At 65.0% G+C, this 20,845-nt stretch carries 15 protein-coding genes and 1 pseudogene; 9 read left to right on the plus strand and 7 right to left on the minus strand.

Features of this window, described 5'->3' with window-relative positions; genetic code table 11:
- Positions 1-112: 112 nt before the first annotated feature.
- The 5 genes from QIY50_17290 to mnmC form a co-directional block, all read right to left on the minus strand.
- Complete coding sequence (locus QIY50_17290; GenBank protein ID WGV19159.1) at positions 113-340, minus strand: YheU family protein; 228 nt, start codon at positions 338-340, stop codon at positions 113-115.
- A gap of 84 nt (positions 341-424) precedes the next feature.
- Positions 425-1,609 (minus strand): osmoprotectant NAGGN system M42 family peptidase, encoded by a 1,185-nt coding sequence (locus QIY50_17295; protein ID WGV19160.1) that lies wholly within the window; start codon positions 1,607-1,609, stop codon positions 425-427.
- 120 nt (positions 1,610-1,729) lie between these two features.
- Entirely contained in the window at positions 1,730-3,475 is a 1,746-nt protein-coding gene (ngg, locus tag QIY50_17300) for an N-acetylglutaminylglutamine synthetase (protein ID WGV19161.1), read from the minus strand.
- 3 nt (positions 3,476-3,478) lie between these two features.
- Positions 3,479-5,266: an N-acetylglutaminylglutamine amidotransferase gene (locus QIY50_17305; GenBank protein WGV19162.1), complete on the minus strand. Its 1,788-nt coding sequence runs from the start codon at positions 5,264-5,266 to the stop codon at positions 3,479-3,481.
- Between the two features lie 230 nt (positions 5,267-5,496).
- Positions 5,497-7,461: a bifunctional tRNA (5-methylaminomethyl-2-thiouridine)(34)-methyltransferase MnmD/FAD-dependent 5-carboxymethylaminomethyl-2-thiouridine(34) oxidoreductase MnmC gene (gene mnmC / locus QIY50_17310; protein WGV19163.1), complete on the minus strand. Its 1,965-nt coding sequence runs from the start codon at positions 7,459-7,461 to the stop codon at positions 5,497-5,499.
- Positions 7,462-7,614: 153 nt separating this feature from the next.
- On the opposite strand from mnmC, the gene pap reads away from it, so the two are divergent.
- Complete coding sequence (gene pap, locus QIY50_17315; GenBank protein ID WGV19164.1) at positions 7,615-9,108, plus strand: polyphosphate:AMP phosphotransferase; 1,494 nt, start codon at positions 7,615-7,617, stop codon at positions 9,106-9,108.
- Positions 9,109-9,340: 232 nt separating this feature from the next.
- Complete coding sequence (locus QIY50_17320) at positions 9,341-10,303, plus strand: DMT family transporter (GenBank protein ID WGV19165.1); 963 nt, start codon at positions 9,341-9,343, stop codon at positions 10,301-10,303.
- 123 nt (positions 10,304-10,426) lie between these two features.
- Here the strand turns inward: QIY50_17320 and QIY50_17325 are convergent, their stop codons facing one another.
- Positions 10,427-11,821: a class II fumarate hydratase gene (locus tag QIY50_17325; GenBank protein ID WGV19166.1), complete on the minus strand. Its 1,395-nt coding sequence runs from the start codon at positions 11,819-11,821 to the stop codon at positions 10,427-10,429.
- A 155-nt stretch (positions 11,822-11,976) separates the two neighbouring features.
- On the opposite strand from QIY50_17325, the gene QIY50_17330 reads away from it, so the two are divergent.
- The 7 genes and pseudogenes from QIY50_17330 (at position 11,977) to QIY50_17360 (ending at position 19,943) form a co-directional block, all read left to right on the plus strand.
- Positions 11,977-12,501, plus strand: a complete 525-nt coding sequence (locus QIY50_17330; GenBank protein ID WGV19167.1) for a DUF2059 domain-containing protein — start codon at positions 11,977-11,979, stop codon at positions 12,499-12,501.
- A 10-nt stretch (positions 12,502-12,511) separates the two neighbouring features.
- Positions 12,512-12,808, plus strand: coding sequence for a BolA family protein (locus QIY50_17335; protein WGV19168.1), 297 nt, complete (start codon positions 12,512-12,514; stop codon positions 12,806-12,808).
- A gap of 228 nt (positions 12,809-13,036) precedes the next feature.
- A pseudogene (locus QIY50_17340) lies at positions 13,037-13,970 on the plus strand (rhodanese-related sulfurtransferase).
- Between the two features lie 3 nt (positions 13,971-13,973).
- Positions 13,974-14,606 (plus strand): DsbA family protein, encoded by a 633-nt coding sequence (locus QIY50_17345; protein WGV19169.1) that lies wholly within the window; start codon positions 13,974-13,976, stop codon positions 14,604-14,606.
- Entirely contained in the window at positions 14,599-16,431 is a 1,833-nt protein-coding gene (locus QIY50_17350) for an ABC transporter ATP-binding protein (protein ID WGV19170.1), read from the plus strand. Before QIY50_17345 ends, QIY50_17350 begins: the two co-directional genes overlap by 8 nt.
- Before the next feature lie 239 nt (positions 16,432-16,670).
- On the plus strand, positions 16,671-19,127 hold the full coding sequence (locus QIY50_17355; protein WGV19171.1) for an EAL domain-containing protein: 2,457 nt from the start codon (positions 16,671-16,673) through the stop codon (positions 19,125-19,127).
- Positions 19,128-19,157: 30 nt separating this feature from the next.
- Entirely contained in the window at positions 19,158-19,943 is a 786-nt protein-coding gene (locus tag QIY50_17360) for an iron-containing redox enzyme family protein (protein ID WGV19172.1), read from the plus strand.
- Between the two features lie 119 nt (positions 19,944-20,062).
- Here QIY50_17360 and QIY50_17365 read toward each other — a convergent pair whose 3' ends face one another.
- Positions 20,063-20,803: a YciK family oxidoreductase gene (locus tag QIY50_17365; GenBank protein ID WGV19173.1), complete on the minus strand. Its 741-nt coding sequence runs from the start codon at positions 20,801-20,803 to the stop codon at positions 20,063-20,065.
- Positions 20,804-20,845 lie beyond the last annotated feature (42 nt).

Here is a 20,845-nt window from a genome sequence, read left to right on the forward strand (position 1 = left end):
GTTGCCTGTGCCGGCCGTTTCGCGGGCTCGCCCGCGCCCACAGGGACCGCGCAAGGTTCAGGCCTTGGCTCCCCTGTGGGAGCCAGGCTTGCCGGCGACGAGGCCAGACCTGCTAGTCGAGTAGCTCCCGGGGCACATCATGCTTGGCCAGCAACTGGCACTGCTGGCTTTCCGGGTCGAACAGGATGAACGCCTGGCCCTTGGCCAATGCCTGGCGCACCCGCAGCACACGGGTTTCCAGCGGGGTGTCGTCGCCATTGTCGGTACCGTCGCGGGTGACGAAGTCCTCGATCAGGCGGGTCAGGGTTTCGGCTTGCAGTTGGTCGTAAGGGATCAGCATGGTGGGCGTTGCCTAGGGTGTTGGTGGGGGCATGCTACGCGAAATATCTGGCATTTTGGGGCCGCAACGCGGCCCCCAGGGCCCTCAGCCCTTGTTGCCAACCAGGCTATCCACCGCCGGCACCCGCGTATCGCTCTCCATCTGCGCATCATGTTCCAGCTGGTGGCTGAAGCGCTCCAACGACGCATTGGCCGGCTGCGAATCACTGGCAAACACTGGCGGGCTCAGCAGGTATGCAGACAACAACCGGCTCAACGCCGCCAGGCTGTCGATGTGTGTGCGCTCGTACCCATGGGTAGCATCGCATCCAAAGGCCACAAGCGCGGTACGAATATCGTGCCCCGCGGTCACTGCCGAATGGGCATCGCTGAAGTAGTAGCGAAACATATCGCGCCGCACCGGCAGGTCGTGGTCACCGGCCAGCTTCAGCAGGTGCCGGGACAGGTGGTAGTCGTAAGGCCCCGACGAATCCTGCATGGCCACGCTCACCGCATGCTCGCTGGAGGCCTGCCCGGGTGCCACCGGAGCAATGTCGATGCCGACGAACTCGCTGACATCCCAGGGCAGGGCGCCAGCCGCCCCCGAGCCGGTCTCCTCGGTGATGGTGAACAATGGATGGCAGTCGATCAGCGGTTGGCGACCGCTTTCCACCACAGCCTTCAGCGCCGTCAGCAGCGCTGCCACACCGGCCTTGTCGTCCAGGTGGCGGGCGCTGATGTGGCCGCTTTCGGTGAATTCGGGCAGTGGGTCGAAGGCTACGAAATCACCGATGCTCACACCCAGTGCCTCGCAGTCGGCACGGGTGGCGCAGTAGGCGTCCAGGCGTACCTCCACATGTTCCCAGCTGATCGGCATCTGGTCGATGGCGGTATTGAAGGCATGCCCGCTGGCCATCAGCGGCAGCACGCTGCCACGGTAAACGCCAGTATCGGTGAATACGCTGACCCGGCTGCCTTCGGCGAAGCGGCTGGACCAGCAGCCGACCGCTGCCAGGGCCAGGCGGCCGTTGTCTTGCAACTGGCGCACGGTGGCGCCGATGGTGTCCAGGTGGGCGGACACGGCACGGTCGGGTGAGGTCTGCCGGCCTTTGAGGGTGGCGCGGATGGTGCCGCGGCGGGTCAGCTCGAAGGGCACGCCCAGCTCGTCCAGGCGTTCGGCCACGTAGCGCACGATGGTGTCGGTGAAACCGGTGGGGCTGGGGATAGCGAGCATCTCCAGCAGCACGCGTTTGAGGTAGTCGAGATCGGGTTCGGGATGTCGGTCGGACATGGTTGGGGACTCCTTTACTCCTGTGCCGGCCTCTTCGCGGGCATGCCCGCTCCCACAGGGACTTCACGAGCTGTCGTGGACCTGTGGGAGCGGGCGAGCCCGCGAAGAGGCCATCAGCCTTTACGCCAAAGGCCGGCTATGCGGAAACAGCAGGTCGATAAAACGCTCGGCGGTCGGCTGCGGTTCATGGTTGGCCAACCCGGCACGCTCGTTGGCCTCGATGATCACGTACTCCGGTTGCTCGGCATCAGGCACCATGAAGTCCAGCCCTACCACCGGAATCTCCAGCGCCCGTGCAGCGCGCACGGCGGCGTCGGCCAGCACCGGGTGCAGGCGTTCGGTCACGTCTTCCAGGGTGCCGCCGGTATGCAGGTTGGCGGTGCGCCGTACGGCCAGGCGCTGGCCGGCGGGCAACACATCGTCATAAGCAAAGCCCGCCGCGCGCAGGGTGCGCTCGGTTTCGTCGTCCAGCGGAATGCGGCTTTCGCCACTGGTTGCGGCCTGGCGCCGACGGCTCTGGGCCTCGATCAGCTGGCGGATACTGTGCGTGCCATCGCCCAGCACTTGCGCCGGGTGACGGATGGCGGCGGCCACCACTTCGTAGCCGATCACCACGATGCGCAGGTCATGCCCGGCATGGAAGCTTTCCAGCAATACGCGGCTGTCGAACTGGCGGGCATGCGCCACGGCCTGGGTGATGTCGTCGATGCAGGTGAGGTTCACCGCCACTCCCTGGCCTTGCTCGCCATCGACCGGCTTGACCACCACCGCGCCATGCTCGTCAAGAAACGCCATGTTGTCGTCGGCATTGCCAGCCAACTGTTGCGCGGGCACCTGCAGCCCGGCGTTGTGCAGGGCATGCCGGGTCAGGCGCTTGTCCTGGCACAGGGTCATGGTCACGGCGCTGGTCAGGTCGCTGAGCGACTCACGGCAGCGAATGCGGCGCCCGCCCAGGCTGAGGGTGAACAGGCCGCCGGCGGCATCGTCCACCTGTACCTCGATGCCTCGACGCAGCGCTTCGTCGACAATGATGCGTGCGTACGGGTTGAGATCGGCTTGCGGCCCAGGCCCGAGAAACAGCTGCTCGTTGATGCCGTTCTTGCGCTTGACCGCGAAGGTTGGCAGGTTGCGAAAACCCAGCTTCTGGTACAGGCGCTTGGCCTGGCGGTTGTCGTGCAGCACTGACAGGTCCAGGTAGGCCAGGCCGCGGCTCATGAAGTGTTCGATCAGGTGGCGCACCAGCACTTCACCCACGCCCGGGCGGGTGCAATGCGGGTCGACCGCCAGGCACCACAGGCTACTGCCGTGTTCGGGGTCGTCGAACGCCTTGGCGTGGTTCAGGCCCATGACGCTGCCGATCACCGCGCCGCTGTCTTCGTCCTCGGCCAGCCAGTACACCGGGCCGCCCAGGTGCAGGGGCGTGAGCAGTTCGGCGTCGACCGGTAGCATGCCGCGCGCCTGGTACAGGGTGTTGATTGCCTGCCAGTCGCCCGGGTTCTGCGCCCGGCGCACGCGGAAGCCGCGGAACACCTTTTGCGCCGGGCGGTAGTCGGTGAACCACAGGCGCAGGGTGTCGGACGGGTCGAGGAACAACTGCTGCGGGGCCTGGGCCAGCAGCTGCTGTGGCGCGGCCACGTACAGGGCGATGTCGCGCTCGCCGGGGCGCTCTTCCAGCAGGTCGGCGGCCAGCTCGGCCGGGTTGGGGTAGGTGTGGCCGATCAGCAGTCGGCCCCAGCCGCAATGCACGGCCCGCGGCTGGTCGTGGGGCTGGCTGCCATCGCCGGCCAGGCGCGCCTGCAAGCGCTCGTAGGACGGCGCCTGGCCGCGCAGCAGGCGCTGACCGTAAGCAGTTTCGTGAGCTTTCATCGGTCAGATTCCTTGTTCGCTCAGCCACAGGTTCAGTGCCGCCAGCTGCCACAGCTTGGAGCCGCGCAGCGGCGTCAACTGGCCGTGCGGGTTGTTCAGCAAGCGGTCAAGCATGGCCGGGTTGAACAGCCCGCGGTCCTGGCTGGGGTCGGTCAGCAGTTCACGTACCCAGCCGAGGGTGGCGCCTTCCAGGTGCTTCAGGCCCGGCACCGGGAAGTAGCCCTTCTTGCGGTCGATCACCTCGTGCGGGATCACCCGCCGCGCGGCCTGCTTGAGCACGTGCTTGCCGCCGTCTGGCAGCTTGAAGCGTGCCGGAATGCGCGCCGACAGCTCCACCAGGCGGTAGTCGAGGAACGGCGTGCGCGCCTCCAGGCCCCAGGCCATGGTCATGTTGTCGACCCGTTTGACCGGGTCGTCGACCAGCATTACCGTGCTGTCCAGGCGCAGCGCCTTGTCTACCGCGTCAGGGGCGCCGGGCCGGGCGAAGTGTTCACGGACGAAGTCGCCGGCCGCGTCGGTTTCCAGCAGCCAGGGGGCCTGCACGGTGTCGCGGTACTCGGCGTGGCTGCGATCGAAGAAGGCATCGCGGTAGGCGGCAAAGGCATCCTCGGCGCCGTCCACCTGCGGGTACCAGTGGTAGCCGGCGAACAGTTCGTCGGCGCCCTGGCCGCTTTGCACGCCCTTGCAGTGCTTGGCCACTTCGCGCGACAGCAGGTAGAAGGCGATGCAGTCGTGGCTGACCATCGGCTCGCTCATGGCGCGGAAGGCGGCTGGCAGCTGGTCGATGATCTCGTGTTCGGCGATGCGCAGTTGGTGGTGACGGGTGCCGTAGTGCCTGGCGATCAGGTCGGAGTACTGGAATTCGTCGCCGCGTTCGCCGCCGGCATCCTCGAAACCGATGGAGAAGGTCGACAGATCGTCCACGCCCACTTCGCGCAGCAGGCCGACCAGCAGGCTGGAGTCGACCCCGCCTGACAGCAGCACACCCACGTCCACCGCTGCCCGTTGACGAATGGCCACGGCGTCGCGGGTGGCGTCGAGCACGCGGGTGGTCCAGCCTTCCAGGTCCAATTCACGTTCGTCAGGGTTGGCGCCGTAGTGCAACTGCCACCAGGTCTGGCGTTCCACTTCGCCATGGCGGTCGATACGCATCCAGGTACCGGGCTCCAGCTTTTGCACGTTGGCCAGCAGGGTGCGTGGCGCCGGCACCACGGCGTGGAAATTCAGATAGTGGTTGAGAGCCACCGGGTCGAGCATCGGGTCGATATCACCACCCTTGAGCAGCGCCGGCAGGGTCGAGGCGAAACGCAGGCGCTCGCCGTTGCGCGACAGGTACAACGGTTTTACGCCCAAGCGGTCGCGGGCCAGGAACAGGCGCTGGTTGTCGCGCTCCCAGATGGCCAGGGCGAACATGCCATTGAGCTTGGGCAGCAAAGCCGCGCCCCAGGCGTGATAGCCCTTGAGCAGCACCTCGGTGTCGCCGTCGGACCAGAAGCTGTAGCCCAGCGCCTGCAATTCCTGGCGCAGCTCGGGGAAGTTGTAGATGGCACCGTTGAAGGCCAACGACAGGCCCAGGGTGTTGTCCACCATCGGCTGCGCCGAGCCGTCGGACAGGTCCATGATTTTCAGGCGCCGGTGGCCGAGGGCGATCGGGCCTTGGCTATGGAAGCCCCAGGCATCCGGCCCGCGGGGCGCCAGGTGGTGGGTGATGCGCTCTACCGCAGCCAGGTCGGCTGGGCGAGGGGCTTGGTCGATGGGGGTGAAACGCAACTCTCCTGCTAATCCGCACATAGATCCTTACCGGTTGTTCCGTTGGGGAGGGGGTGCCCCGGATTAGGGCACCTTAAGGAACTGACCCATGTGGTTTGCGAGAGTTTTAGATCGATCTGTTATATGGGCTGCTGCGAAGCCCTTCGCGGGCTCGCCCGCTCCCACAGGTTCACCGCAGGCCTAGGGGCTTGCGCGGTCCCTGTGGGAGCTGGCTTGCCGGCGATTGGGCTGCGCAGCAGCCCCCGGCCCGATCACTTGCCTCGAATCAACCTGCGCAAGGCAAACCGGTTCGGGTGGCACGCCTCCGCCACTGCCCGTGGCAATGGCAGCGGTTCCCCGCACACCCACGCCGCCACCAGTTCGCCGCTCAACGGCGCCGTGATCAACCCGCGCGAGCCATGCCCGCTGTTCACATACAACCCATCCAGCCAAGGGCAGGCCTCATCCGGCACCTGCCGCGCGTCCCGGCCCAGCACCGCGTAAGCCTCGGCAAACGCCTGTGCATCTGCCACCGGCCCGACGATCGGCAGGTAATCCGGGCTGGTGCAACGGAACGCCGCACGCCCCTGCAATTGCCCAGGGTCCAGCTCGGCGGTGCCCAGGCGCCGGGCCAGGTCGAGCGAAATTTCGTCCAGCAATGCCAGGTTGCCCTGGTGCTCGGCCACAGTCGGCGCCAGGTCTGTGCTATGGAAGTCGAAACTCGCGCCCAAGGTATGTTCATCTGCGCGCGGCGGCGCCACATAGCCTTCCGCACACACCACGGTGCGCAGCGCGCGGCTGCTGGCGGTGGCCGGCAGGCGGGTGATCTGCCCGCGGATGCGCTTGAGCGGCAGCTGCGCGCACGGCTCGAAGCGCTGCACGTCGGCGGCACCAGCCAGCACCACCACCGGCGCGCTGGCCAGCAGGCGTTCCCCCGCCCAGGCTTGCCACTGCCTGTCGACCTTGCGCAACTCGAGCACTTCCTGGTGCGTGACCAGGCGAATACCCGGGTGCTGCAACTGCTGCTGGCACAGCGCCGGTGGATGCACCCAGCCACCTTCGGGATAGAACAGCCCACCCGCCGGCAAGGCCACCCCGGCGATGGCTTCGGCCTCTGCACGTTCCAGCGAGTGCAGCAGGCCATGTTCGAAGGCGGCGGCCAGTTTGCCCTGGCGTTCGGCTTCCTTGCTGTCGAAGGCCAGTTGCAGCACGCCACAGGCATCCCAGTCGCGGCCACGCTGCAGCCGCTGCAACTGGCGCCGGGTGTAGCCGAAACCGGCCAGGATCATCTGCGATAACGCCGTGCCATGGGCGGACAGTTTGAGGTACAGCACCCCTTGCGGGTTACCCGAAGCTTCCCGTGCCGGGGCATCGTGGCGTTCCAGTACGGTCACCTGCCAGCCTCGCCGGGCCAGGCTGGCGGCGGTGGTGCTGCCGGCTAGCCCGGCACCGACCACCAGTGCTTCGCGCGGCCCGGCTGCGGCAGCCGGGCGTGCGTACCACGGCGCGCCAGGGTTGGGCACGGGGCCGACATAGGCGCCGCTCATCACTTCCCATTTCTTGCCGATGCCTGGCACCTTCTTCATCGCGAAGCCAGCATCGACCAGGCTGCGGCGTACCCAGCCGGTGGTGGTGAACGTGCCCAGCACCGTGCCTGGGTGTGACAGCCGCGCCAGTTGCGCGAACAGCTCCGGGGTCCACATGTCGGGGTTCTTGGCCGGGGCGAAGCCGTCGAGGAACCACACATCGATCTGCGCATCGAGTTGCGGCAGCTGTTCCAGTACGTCGCCGATCAGCAGGGTGAGGGTGACCCGGCCATCATTGAAGGTGAACTGCTGAAAGCCCGGGTGCACGGCCACGTACTGCTCCAGCAGGGGCTGGCTGTAGGCTGCCAGTTCCGGCCACAAGCGTATGGCGCGGGCCAGATCGTCGCGACCGAGGGGGTACTTTTCGACACTGATGAAATGCAGGCGAGCCTTGGCGTGGGCGTGTTGCTCGAACAGTTGCCAGGCACAGTAGAAGTTCATGCCGGTGCCGAAACCGGTTTCGCCGATCACCATGCAGGCGTGCGGGGCGAGGTCGGCAAAGCGCTCGGCCAGGCGGGTTTGCCCAAGAAACACGTGCCTGGTTTCTTCGATGCCTTCGTTGACCGCGAAATAGACGTCGTCGTATTGCCGCGAGTGGGGGCGGCCCTGGTCGTCCCAGTCGATCTGGGCGTGCTGGAGGAGGGTGGACATGGTTGGCTCGGTTGCAGCGGATGGGCGGATTTTATGCCATCCGGAAGGTTTGCGCAGGCTGTGCCGGCCTCTTCGCGGGCACGCCCGCTCTCACAGGTACTGCACAAGCCTTCAAATCCGCTAGTCTTGCTTATCCATTGAAGGAGCCAGTGCATGTTCGAATCCGCCGAAATCGGCCACAGCATCGACAAGGAGACTTACGACGCCGAGGTACCCGCTTTGCGCGAGGCCCTGCTCGAAGCCCAGTACGAACTCAAGCAGCAGGCGCGCTTCCCGGTGATCGTGCTGATCAACGGCATCGAAGGCGCGGGCAAGGGCGAGACGGTCAAGCTGCTCAACGAGTGGATGGACCCGCGCATGATCGATGTACTCACCTTCGACCAGCAGACCGACGAAGAGCTGGCCCGCCCGCCGGCCTGGCGTTACTGGCGGGCCCTGCCCCCGAAGGGGCGGATGGGCGTGTTCTTCGGCAACTGGTACAGCCAGATGCTGCAGGGGCGGGTACACGGGGTGTTCAAGGATGCCGTGCTCGACCAGGCCATCACCGGCGCCGAACGGCTCGAGGAGATGCTGTGCGACGAAGGGGCGCTGATCATCAAGTTCTGGTTCCACCTGTCCAAGAAGCAGATGAAGGCGCGGCTGAAGTCGCTCAAGGACGACCCGCTGCACAGCTGGAAGATCAGCCCGCTGGACTGGCAGCAGTCGGAAACCTACGACCGTTTCGTGCGCTTTGGCGAGCGCGTGCTGCGCCGCACCAGCCGCGATTATGCGCCGTGGCATATCATCGAGGGCGTCGACCCGAACTACCGCAGCCTGGCGGTAGGGCGCATCCTGCTGGAAAGCCTGCAGGCAGCATTGGCCAACAACCCCAAAGGCAAGCACCAGGGCAACGTCGCCCCGCTGGGCCGCAGCATCGACCAGCGCAGCCTGCTCGGCGCGCTGGACATGACCCTGCGCCTGGACAAGTCCGACTACCAGGAGCAACTGGTCACCGAGCAGGCCCGCCTGGCCGGCCTGCTGCGCGACAAGCGTATGCGCCGGCATGCCTTGGTGGCGGTGTTCGAAGGCAACGACGCTGCCGGCAAGGGCGGTGCCATCCGCCGCGTGGCCGCCGCGCTGGACCCGCGCCAGTATCGTATCGTGCCGATTGCCGCACCCACTGAAGAAGAGCGCGCACAACCCTACCTGTGGCGGTTCTGGCGGCACATTCCGGCGCGCGGCAAGTTCACCATCTTCGACCGCTCCTGGTATGGCCGGGTGCTGGTGGAGCGGGTGGAAGGCTTCTGCAGCCCGGCCGACTGGATGCGCGCCTACAGCGAGATCAACGATTTTGAAGAGCAGTTGGTCAATGCCGGCACGGTGGTGGTCAAGTTCTGGCTGGCGATCGACCAGCAGACCCAGCTGGAGCGTTTCGAAGAGCGCGAGCAGATCCCGTTCAAGCGCTACAAGATCACCGAAGATGACTGGCGCAACCGCGACAAGTGGGACGACTATGTCCAGGCGGTGGGGGACATGGTCGACCGCACCAGCACCGAGATCGCGCCGTGGACGCTGGTGGAGGCCAACGACAAGCGCTGGGCGCGGGTGAAGGTGTTGCGCACGATCAACCAGGCGCTCGAGGCGGCGTTTGCCACGGACAAGAAATAGCCAAGCTTGTTGGTTGCCTGTTCTGGCCTCTTCGCGGGCACGCTCGCTCCCACAGTGTGCGAATCTGTGGGAGCGGGCGTGCCCGCGAAAGGGCCAGAACAGGCAGCACACCTGCCAAGCCATGCCCCGAAAGAATGACCTGATGAATTATTTTCCCGGCACTCGCCACCGTCTCCGCCCTCCAAGCCCGTAGAATTCAACTACCCCCACCACGGGCTTGATCGAGGATTTTATGCATACCACTTCCGGCCGCTGGGGCTATGGCCTGTTCCTGGCACTTCTGACCGCGTTGCTCTGGGGCATCCTGCCGATCAAGCTCAAGCAGGTGCTGCAAGTGGTCGACCCGGTCACCGTCACCTGGTACCGCCTGCTGGTCTCCGGTGGCCTGCTGTTCGCCTGGCTGGCCGCCAAGCGCAGGTTGCCTTCCTTCGGCAAACTGGCGCCCAAGGGCAAGGGCCTGGTGGCAGTGGCCGTGCTCGGCCTGATGGGCAACTACGTGCTGTACCTGATCGGCCTCAATTTGCTCAGCCCGGGCACCGCGCAACTGGTCGTGCAGCTCGGCCCGGTGCTGTTGCTGGTGGCCAGCGTGTTCGTGTTCCGCGAGCGTTTCAGCCTTGGGCAGGGCGTGGGCCTGCTGATCCTGCTGGCGGGGTTCGGGCTGTTTTTCAACCAGCGCCTGGAAGAGCTGCTGACCTCGCTCGGCACCTACACCACCGGGGTGCTGACCATCCTGCTGGCTACCAGCATCTGGGTGTTCTATGCGCTTAGCCAGAAGCAGCTGCTGACCGTGTGGAATTCGCAGCAGGTAATGATGGTGATCTACCTCAGCTGCGCCGCGCTGTTGACGCCCTGGGCCCACCCGTTGGAGGCGTTGCAGCTGACCCCGGTGCAAGGCTGGCTGTTGCTGGCCTGTTGCCTGAATACCCTGGTGGCCTACGGTGCGTTCGCCGAAGCGCTGGCCCACTGGGAGGCATCGCGGGTGAGTGCCACGCTGGCGCTTACGCCGCTGGTGACCTTTGTCGCGGTGGCGCTGGCGGCAGTGGTGTGGCCTGAGTATGTGCAGGCCGAGGACATCAATGCTCTGGGCTATGTGGGAGCGGTGACCGTGGTGCTGGGCTCGGCGGTGGTGGCGCTGGGGCCGTCGCTGGTGGCCGGGTGGCGGGCGCGCAGGGCGCGGTTGGCCCAGGTTCATTGATCGCCTGTACCGGCCCTATCGCCGGCAAGCCAGCTCCCACAGGTTAACCATAATGCTCAGGCCTGTGGTAATCCTGTGGGAGCTGGCTTGCCGGCGATAGGGCCAGTAAAGGCAATGAAGAACTCAGCCCTTGCCACCCGGAGCCAGCATGTTCTCCGGCCTCACCCACTGGTCGAACTGCTCATTGGTCAGGTACTTCAACTCCAGTGCCGCCTCGCGCAAGGTCTTGCCTTCGCCATAGGCCTTCTTGGCAATTTCCGCCGCCTTGTCATAGCCAATATGCGGGTTCAGTGCCGTTACCAACATCAGCCCCCGTTCCAGGTGCGCCGCCATCTGCTCGGCATCCGGCTCGATGCCCGCCACGCAGTGCTGCTGGAAATTGCGGCAACCGTCAGCCAGCAATTCGATCGACTGCAGCAGGTTATGAATGATCACCGGCTTGAACACGTTCAGCTGCAAATGCCCCTGGCTGGCGGCAAAGCCGATCGCCGCGTCGTTGCCCAGCACCTGACAGGCCAGCATCGACAACGCTTCGCACTGGGTCGGGTTGACCTTGCCTGGCATGATCGAGCTGCCCGGCTCGTTGGCCGGCAGGCGTACTTCGGCCAGCCCGGCGCGCGGGCCGGAACCCAGCAGGCGCAGGTCGTTGGCGATTTTCATCAGGGCCACGGCCAGGGTTTTCAGGGCGCCAGCCAGGCTGGTCAGCGGCTCGTGGCCGGCCAGGGCCGCGAACTTGTTCGGCGCAGTGACGAACGGCAGGCCAGACAGCGCCGCCAGTTCGGCGGCGATGGCTTCGGCAAAACCATGCGGGGCGTTGAGCCCGGTACCCACGGCGGTACCGCCCTGGGCCAGTTCGCACACCGCCGGCAGGGTGGCGCGAATGGCGCGCTGGGCGTAGTCGAGCTGGGCGACGAAGGCCGACACCTCCTGGCCGAAGGTGATCGGCGTGGCGTCCATCATGTGCGTGCGGCCGGTTTTCACCAGCTTGTGATGGCGTGCCGACAGTTCGGCCAGCCCCGAGGACAGCTCGGCAATGGCTGGCAGCAACTTGTCGTGTACCGCGTGCGCCGCAGCGATGTGCATGGCGGTGGGGAAGCAGTCGTTGGAACTCTGCGAGCGGTTGACGTGGTCGTTGGGGTGCACGGGCGCCTTGCCGCCACGGCCCTTGCCGGCCAGTTCGTTGGCCCGCCCGGCGATCACTTCGTTGACGTTCATGTTGCTCTGGGTGCCGCTGCCGGTCTGCCAGACCACCAGCGGGAACTGGTCGTCATGCTGGCCGCCCAGCACTTCGTCGGCGGCCTGTTCGATCAGCCGGGCGATGTCGGCCGGCAAGTCGCCATTACGGTCGTTGACGCGTGCCGCGGCCTTCTTGATCAGCGCCAGGGCGTGCAGCACCGCGATGGGCATGCGTTCCTTGCCAATGGCGAAGTTGATCAGCGAACGCTGGGTCTGCGCACCCCAGTAGGCGTCCTCAGGAACTTCGACCGGGCCCAGGCTGTCTGTCTCGATACGGCTCATTCTGTACTCACTCCTGTGTAGTTCGAAATCGCAGTTTAGGCCCTGATTCGACCGGGCGGTTCAGTCGCTCGTCGTGCCACTTGAGCACATCGCCACCACGGCGCAGAATGCTCTACTCTGAGGTACCCGCCTCCCTCTCTTCCGAAGGAAATGCAATGACCCGTCTCCGTGTCCTTTGTGCCGCCGTTGCCCTGGCTTGCGCCAGCGGCCAGGTACTCGCTGCCACCGCCAGCCACAATGCTGCTGCCGAGAAATTCCTGACCCTGGCCAACGCTGACAAGTTGGGCACCCCGGTGTACATGCAGGTCCAGCAGATGTTTGCCCAGCGTTTCGCCCAGACCAAGGCCCCGGCCAGCAAGCAGCCGGTACTGGAAAGCTACCAGGCCAAGGCCAACGCCGCGCTGGACAACGCTATCGGCTGGAACAAGCTGAAGCCGAAGATGGTCGACCTGTACACCCAGACCTTCACCGAGCAGGAGCTCAAGGACCTGGTCAAGTTCTATGAATCGCCGCTGGGCAAGAAAGTGCTGCGCGAAATGCCCAAGGTCACCCAGCAGTCGGCCCAGCTGACCCAGCAGAGCCTGGAGCCAGCGGTACCGGTGGTGAACAAGCTGCTGGACGACATGACCAAGGAGCTGGACCCGAACGCTGGCAAGGCCGCCGCCCCGGCGAAGAAGTGAGTACGCCGCAATGACCATGCAACAGCGTATCGAACAGCAGCTGGCCACCCTGGCGCCGCAACACCTGCAAGTGCTCAATGAAAGCCACATGCACAGTCGTGGTCAGGAGACCCACTACAAGGCAGTGATCGTCAGCGAGCAGTTTGCCGGCTTGAATAGCGTGAAGCGCCACCAGAAGGTGTACGCCACCATGGGTGAGCTGATGGGCGAGATCCATGCCCTGGCCATTCACACCTACACCGCCGACGAGTGGGCCAAGGTCGGCGTTGCACCGGCCTCGCCGGTGTGTGCGGGCGGCGGGCACTGAAACCTTGCTGTTGTTCTGGTAGAATCCTGCAAAATCCGGGGGCCGCTTTGCGGCCCTTTCGCGACACAAGGCCGCTCCTACAGGGGACCGCAACAGCCATCGGGTTGTGCATTCCCCTGTAGGAGCGGCCTTGTGTCGCGAAAGGGGCGCAAAGCGCCCCCAAGCTTTTTTACACCTGTCAAACCCGGTCCGCCCCTTACGAGGGCAACCACCTGGAGAACCTGCTTCATGTCCCAACCCATCGTCGTCGCGGCGCTGTACAAGTTCGTCACCCTGGAAGACTACGTCGAGCTGCGCGAACCGCTGCTCAAGGCCATGCTCGACAACAACGTCAAGGGCACCCTGCTGCTGGCTCACGAGGGCATCAACGGCACCGTGTCGGCCACCCGCGAAGGCATCGATGGCCTGCTGGCCTGGCTGCGCAACGACCCGCGCCTGGCCGATGTCGACCACAAGGAATCGTACTGCGACGAACAGCCGTTCTACCGCACCAAGGTCAAGCTCAAGAAAGAGATCGTCACCCTCGGCGTACCGGGCGTGGACCCGAACCAGGCGGTCGGCACCTACGTCGAGCCCAAGGACTGGAACGCGCTGATCAGCGACCCGGAAGTGCTGCTGATCGACACCCGTAACGACTACGAAGTGGCAATCGGCACCTTCAAGGGCGCCATCGACCCGAAGACCGAAACCTTCCGCGAGTTTCCCGACTACATCCAAGGCCAACTTCGACCCCAGCAAGCACAAGAAGGTTGCCATGTTCTGCACCGGCGGTATCCGTTGCGAAAAAGCCTCCAGCTACATGCTCGGTGAAGGCTTCGAGGCGGTCTATCATCTTAAGGGCGGCATCCTGAAATACTTCGAGGAAGTGCCTCAGGAAGAAAGCCTGTGGGACGGCGACTGCTTCGTCTTCGACAACCGCGTCACGGTGCGCCATGACCTGAGTGAAGGCGAGTACGACCAGTGCCACGCCTGCCGCCACCCGATCAATGCAGAGGAGCGCGCGTCCGAGCACTATTCGCCAGGGGTCAGCTGCCCGCATTGCTGGGACACCCTGAGCGAGAAGACCCGGCGTAGCGCCATCGACCGGCAGAAGCAGATCGAGCTGGCCAAGGCCCGCAACCTGCCGCACCCGATCGGTTACAACTACAAAGCCGAGGCTTGATGCATGTCTGCACGCCTGATCTATGTGATGGACCCGATGTGCTCCTGGTGCTGGGGTTTTGCACCCGTGGCCGCGGCCCTGATCGCCCAGGCGCGTGAGGCAGGCGTGCCGACCCACCTGGTGCCTGGCGGGCTGCGTACCGGCGGCAGTCCCCTGGACAGCTCTACCCGCAAGTACATCCTCGAACACTGGCAGGCGGTGGCCGATGCCACCGGCCAGCCGTTCCGCTTCGAGGGGGCCATGCCCGACGGCTTCGTCTACGACACCGAGCCGGCCTGCCGTGCGCTGGTCACTGCCCGCGAGCTGAACGCCGAGCGCGTCTGGCCGCTGCTGGCGCTGATCCAGCGTTCGTTCTACGAGCAGGGCGTGGACGTGACCGTTGCGCCGCATCTGGTCGATCTGGCCGAGCAGGCAGGCTTCGATCGTGCCGTGTTCGCCGAGGCCTTCGCCCGTGCCGACACCCGCGCCGCCACTGCAGCCGATTTCAGTTGGGCCCAGGACCTGGGCATTGCCGGTTTCCCGACCCTGCTGGCCGAACGCAATGGCCAGCTGGCCCTGCTGACCAACGGCTACCAGCCGCTGGAACGCCTGCAACCTTTGCTCGGCCGCTGGCTGCAGCAGGCCGCCTGTGCTTGATGTGCCTGGGTCACCCGACCCGGTGCCGGGCAAGCCTCACACTGCGGCCGATCGACTGAGCTGGGCGGAAATCCGCCGCCTGGCCCTGCATCACAAGAAAAACCTCTGGTCCGCCAACCTGATCGCCGTATTGGCGGCTTGCTGCAGCGTGCCCATCCCGCTGCTGCTGCCGTTGCTGGTGGACGAAGTGCTGCTGGGCCATGGCGACGCCGCGCTGAAGTGGATGAACCACCTGCTGCCGTCCGGCTGGCAGGTGGCGGCGGGCTACATAGGCCTGATGTTGCTGCTGACCCTGTGCCTGCGCCTGGCCGCGCTGGCGTTCAACGTGATCCAGGCCAGGCTGTTCGCCGGCCTGGCCAAGGACATCGTCTACCGCCTGCGCATTCGCCTGATCGAGCGGCTCAAGCGCATCTCGCTGAAGGAATACGAGAGCCTGGGCAGCGGCACGGTGACCACCCATCTGGTCACCGACCTGGATACCCTCGACAAATTCGTCGGCGAAACCCTCAGCCGCTTCCTGGTGGCCATGCTGACCCTGACCGGCACGGCGGCCATCCTGATCTGGATGCACTGGCAGCTGGCTTTGCTGATATTGCTGTTCAACCCCCTGGTCATCTACTTCACCGTGCAGTTGGGCAAGCGCGTCAAGCACTTGAAAAAACTCGAGAACGACAGCACCGCGCGGTTTACCCAGGCGCTGGCAGAAACCCTCGATGCCATCCAGGAAATCCGCGCCAGCAACCGTCAGGGCTACTTCCTTGGTCGCCTCGGCCTGCGCGCGCGCGAAGTGCGTGACTACGCCGTCGACTCGCAATGGAAGAGCGATGCCAGTGGCCGTGCCAGTGGCCTGCTGTTTCAGTTCGGTATCGATATTTTCCGCGCCGCGGCCATGCTCACCGTGCTGTTCTCCGACTTGTCGATCGGCCAGATGCTGGCGGTGTTCAGCTACCTGTGGTTCATGATCGGCCCGGTGGAGCAGTTGCTCAACCTGCAATACGCCTACTACGCCGCCGGTGGCGCGTTGAGCCGCCTCAACGAACTGCTGGCACGCGCCGACGAGCCGCAGTACCCGGCCGCCAGCGACCCGTTCGCCGGCCGCGAGACAGTCGGTATCGACGTGCGCGACCTGCGCTTTGCCTATGGCGACGAGCCGGTGCTCGAGCACCTCGACCTGTCCATTGCTCCGGGCGAGAAGGTGGCAATCGTCGGCGCCAGCGGTGGTGGCAAGAGCACCCTGGTGCAGCTGTTGCTGGGCCTGTATAGCGCCCAGGCCGGCACCATCCGCTTTGGCGGTGCCAGCCTGCAGGAAATCGGCCTGGAAACCCTGCGCGAAAACGTGGCGGTAGTGTTGCAGCACCCGTCGTTGTTCAACGACACCGTGCGCGCCAACCTGACCATGGGCCGGGACAGCAGCGACGAGGCCTGCTGGCAGGCGCTGGGTATCGCCCAGCTGGATGCCACAATCGCCGCCTTGCCGCAGGGCCTGGACAGTGTGGTGGGGCGTTCCGGCGTGCGCTTGTCCGGTGGGCAGCGCCAGCGCCTGGCCATTGCCCGCATGGTGCTGGCCGAGCCCAAGGTGGTGATCCTCGACGAAGCCACCTCGGCCCTGGATGCCGCCACCGAATACAACCTGCACCAGGCCCTGGCGCGCTTTCTCAGCGGCCGCACCACACTGATCATTGCCCACCGCCTGTCGGCGGTGAAACAGGCCGACCGGGTGCTGGTGTTCGACGGCGGGCATGTGGCCGAGGACGGCGACCATCAGCAGCTGATTGCCGAGGGTGGGTTGTATGCCAAGCTATATGGGCACCTGCAGCAGAGCTGAATTTTTTGGCAGCCTGTGCGGGCCCTATCGCCGGCAAGCCAGCTCCCACAGGTATCACACAATGCTCAGGCCTGTGGTAATCCTGTGGGGAGCTGGCTTGCCGGCGATAGGGCCGGGAAGGCCATGCAAAAATCCCCCGGTTTCCTGCCATAAAAAACCCAACCGCCGGGATGGCAAATGGCCTACGCTGTGCTTGTCTGGGTTGATTTGCGCCTTATCTGCTCTGTGACAGGGACTCCATGAAGGGACATCGCACTCTAGAAGCGCCAAAGCTGCTCGGCATCACCTGGCCCTTCATCGCCGTCGTGGTCTTCCAGGTCGCCTTGGGCAGCCTCAGCCTTTATACGCTCTCGGCCGTGCGTGCCTATGTGGCGGGCGAAAGCCTGTGGTCCAAGGCGCAGAAAGACGCCATCTACTACCTCAACCTGTACGCCGAAACCCGCGACGACATCACCTACCAGCGCTATCGCCAGGCTATTACCGTGCCCCAGGGCGACCACCAGCTGCGCGAGGTGCTCGACCAGCCCAACCCCGACCTGGACGCCGCGCGCCAGGCTGTGCTGCAAGGTGGCAACCACCCCGACGATGTCGAGCGGATCATCTGGTTCTACCGCAACTTTCGCAACGTCAGCTACATGCAGACGGCCATCGACTACTGGGACATCGGCGATGATTACCTGGGCAAGCTGGATATGCTGGCCATGGAAATGCGCAGCAGCTTCGCCGCTGGCCCGGTCGATGCCCGCACGGTCAGCGACTGGAAGGCGCGTATCGTCACCATCAACGAAGGGGTAACCCCGGCCGCCAGGGCGTTCAGCGATGCCTTGGGCGAAGGCTCGCGCATGCTGCTGCGGGTGCTGCTGATCACCAACCTGCTGACCGCGATGTTCCTGATTGCCATAGCCTGGCGCCGCTCCAGCAAGCTGCTTGCCCAACGTCAGGCCTTTGCCAGCGCCCTGCAGGAAGAAAAGGAGCGGGCGCAGATCACCCTGCAGGCCATTGGCGATGCGGTGATTACCGCGGACGTGGAAGGCAGTATCGGCTACATGAACCCGGCCGCCGAGCAACTGACCCACTGGCAGTCCGGCCAGGCCCAGGGCCTGCCGCTGTCGGCGCTGTTCAGCCTGGTGGACGAGCAGGCCGAGGAAGACGGCCGCAGCCTGGTCGAGCAGGTGCTCAGCGGTAGCTTGAAGGGCGGCGCCGAGCATGCCCGGCTGATTCAGCGCCTGGACGGTAGCACCGTGTCGGTCAACCTGGTCGGTTCGCCGATTGTCAGTGACGGCCAGGTCAGCGGTATCGTACTGGTGCTGCACGACATGACCCAGGAGCGCCAGTACATCGCGAACTTGTCCTGGCAGGCGACCCACGACGCCCTTACCGGGCTGGCCAACCGCCGCGAGTTCGAATACCGCCTGGAGCAGGCGCTTAACGACCTGGCGCGCCAGCCTGGGCGGCATTCGCTGATGTTCCTCGACCTCGACCAGTTCAAGCTGGTCAACGATACCTGCGGGCATGCTGCCGGCGACGAACTGCTGCGGCACATCTGCGCCGTGCTGCAGTCGGGCCTGCGCGAAGGCGATACCCTGGCCCGGCTGGGGGGGGACGAATTCGGCGTGCTGCTGGAAAGCTGCCCGCCCGACCAGGCCGAGCGTATTGCCGAGCAGCTGCGTCAGCTGGTGCAAAGCCTGCATTTCGTGTGGAAGGGGCGGCCGTTCGTCACCACTGTCAGCGTCGGCCTGGTGCACATGGCGCAGGCCCCCGGCACGCTTGAAACCTCGCTGCGCGCCGCCGACATGGCCTGCTACATGGCCAAGGAAAAGGGCCGCAACCGCGTGCAGGTGTACCATGCCGACGACAGCGAGCTGTCCATGCGGTTTGGCGAAATGGCCTGGATCCAGCGCTTGCACGTGGCCCTGGAGGAAAACCGCTTCTGCCTGTACGCCCAGGAAATTGCCCCGCTGAAAACCTTCGAAGGCCCTGGCCATATCGAGATCCTGCTGCGCCTGCACGACGAAAGCGGGCGTACCATCCTGCCTAGCAGCTTCATCCCGGCGGCCGAGCGCTACGGCCTTATGACCGCGCTGGACCGCTGGGTAGTGCGCAATGTGTTCCAGGTCATCCGCCAGTGCTTGGACGAAGGGCGCGAGGGGCCGCTGTCGATCTGCGCGATCAATCTGTCGGGGTCGAGTATTGGCGACGACAAGTTCCTCGAATACCTGCAACGCCTGTTCGTCGACTACGCCATTCCGCCGCGGATGATCTGTTTCGAAATCACCGAAACCAGCGCCATAGCCAACCTTGGCAGCGCCATCCGCTTCATCAACGAGTTGAAGGGGCTGGGTTGTCGCTTCTCGCTCGATGACTTCTGCGCCGGCATGTCATCGTTCGCCTACCTCAAGCATTTGCCCGTGGATTACCTGAAGATCGACGGGAGTTTCGTCAAGGACATGCTCGACGACCCGGTCAACCGGGCCATGGTCGAGGTCATCAACCACATCGGTCACGTAATGGGCAAGCGCACCATTGCCGAATTCGTCGAAACACCCTTGATCGAGCAGGCCTTGCAGGAAATTGGCGTGGATTACGCCCAGGGCTATCTCATCGAACGCCCTCAGGTGTTCACCTGTGACAGTCTGCAGCGCCAACGGATCGCCGCCCGGCCTCTGTTGCAGCGGGCACCTGGCACGTTTCGCTAGCTAGAAATCACAAGGATCAAGGAGCTGAAAGTGATTGACGCATTCGTTCGTATCGGGCCTTTGATGGATCCCGCCAGCTACCCCCAATGGGCCCAGCAACTGATTGAAGACTGCCGCGAGAGCAAGCGCCGGGTAGTCGAGCACGAGTTTTACGCGCGTCTGCGCGATGGCCAGCTGAAGCAATCGACCATTCGCCAGTACCTGATCGGTGGCTGGCCGGTGGTGGAGCAGTTCTCGCTGTACATGGCCCACAACCTGACCAAGACCCGCTACGGCCGACATCAGGGCGAAGACATGGCGCGGCGCTGGCTGATGCGCAACATCCGTGTCGAGCTCAACCACGCCGACTACTGGGTGAACTGGTGTCAGGCGCATGGCGTGCACCTGCACGAACTACAGGCCCAGGATGTGCCGCCAGAGCTGAACGGTTTGAACGACTGGTGCTGGCGCGTGTGCGCTACCGAGAACCTGGCCATTTCCATGGCGGCGACCAACTACGCCATCGAAGGTGCGACCGGTGAATGGTCGGCGGTGGTGTGCTCCACCGACACCTATGCCCTGGGCTTCCCGGAGGACCAGCGCAAGCGGGCGATGAAGTGGCTGAAGATGCATGCCCAGTATGATGACGCGCACCCGTGGGAGGCGCTGGAGATCATCTGCACCCTGGCCGGCGAGAACCCGACCCTGGGGCTGCGCAATGAACTGCGCAAGGCGATTTGCAAGAGCTATGACTGCATGTACCTGTTCCTGGAACGGTGCATGCAGCTGGAAGGGCGCCAGCAGGGGCGCATGCGACCGGCGTTGGCTGCGGGCTGATCGTTCGCCTGTCCCGGCCTCTTCGCGGGTGAACCCGCTCCCACAGGATCACCTCAGCCCTTGAGGACTGCGCCATAACCTGTGGGAGCGGGCGTGCCCGCGAAGAGGCCAGTGCAGGCTTACTGGGCGTTGAACGCCTGCCCGTTCACCCCTTTGCTGTCCGGCCCCATCAGGTACAGGTACACCGGCATGATTTCTTCCGGCAGCGGGTTGTTCTGCGGGTTTTCGCTGGGGTAGGCCTGTGCCCGCATCGCCGTGCGCGTGGCGCCCGGGTTGATGCTGTTGGAGCGCACCGGTGCCACGCCTTCCAGTTCATCGGCCAGGGTTTGCATCAGGCCCTCGGTGGCGAACTTGGACACGCCATAGGCGCCCCAGTAGGCCCGGCCTTTGCGCCCGACGCTGCTGCTGGTGAACACCACCGAAGCGTCTTCCGACAGCTTCAGCAGCGGTAGCAGGGTGCTGGTGAGCATGAAGGTGGCATTGACGTTGATGTGCATCACGCGCATGAAGTTGTCGCCCGACAGCTGCTCCAGCGGCGTGCGCGGGCCGATGATCGAAGCATTGTTCAGCAGGCCGTCGAGGCGGCCGAACTGCTCCTCGATCATCACCGCCAGTTCGTCGTACTGGTGGGGCAGGGCGGTTTCCAGGTTGAACGGGATCACCACCGGTTGCGGGTGCCCGGCGGCTTCGATCTGGTCGTAGACCTCGTTGAGGTTGGCTTCGGTCTTGCCCAGCAGCAGCACGGTGGCACCCAGCGCAGCGTAGGCCTTGGCGGCAGCAGCGCCGATGCCGCGGCCGGCACCGGTAACCAGGATGACCCGACCTTGCAGCAGGTCGGGGCGGGCGGTGTAGTCGAACATCAGTTTCTTCCCTTGTTCATTGGGCCGCGCCGATCCCTGTGG

This window comes from Pseudomonas putida (assembly GCA_029953615.1).
Taxonomy (GTDB): domain Bacteria; phylum Pseudomonadota; class Gammaproteobacteria; order Pseudomonadales; family Pseudomonadaceae; genus Aquipseudomonas.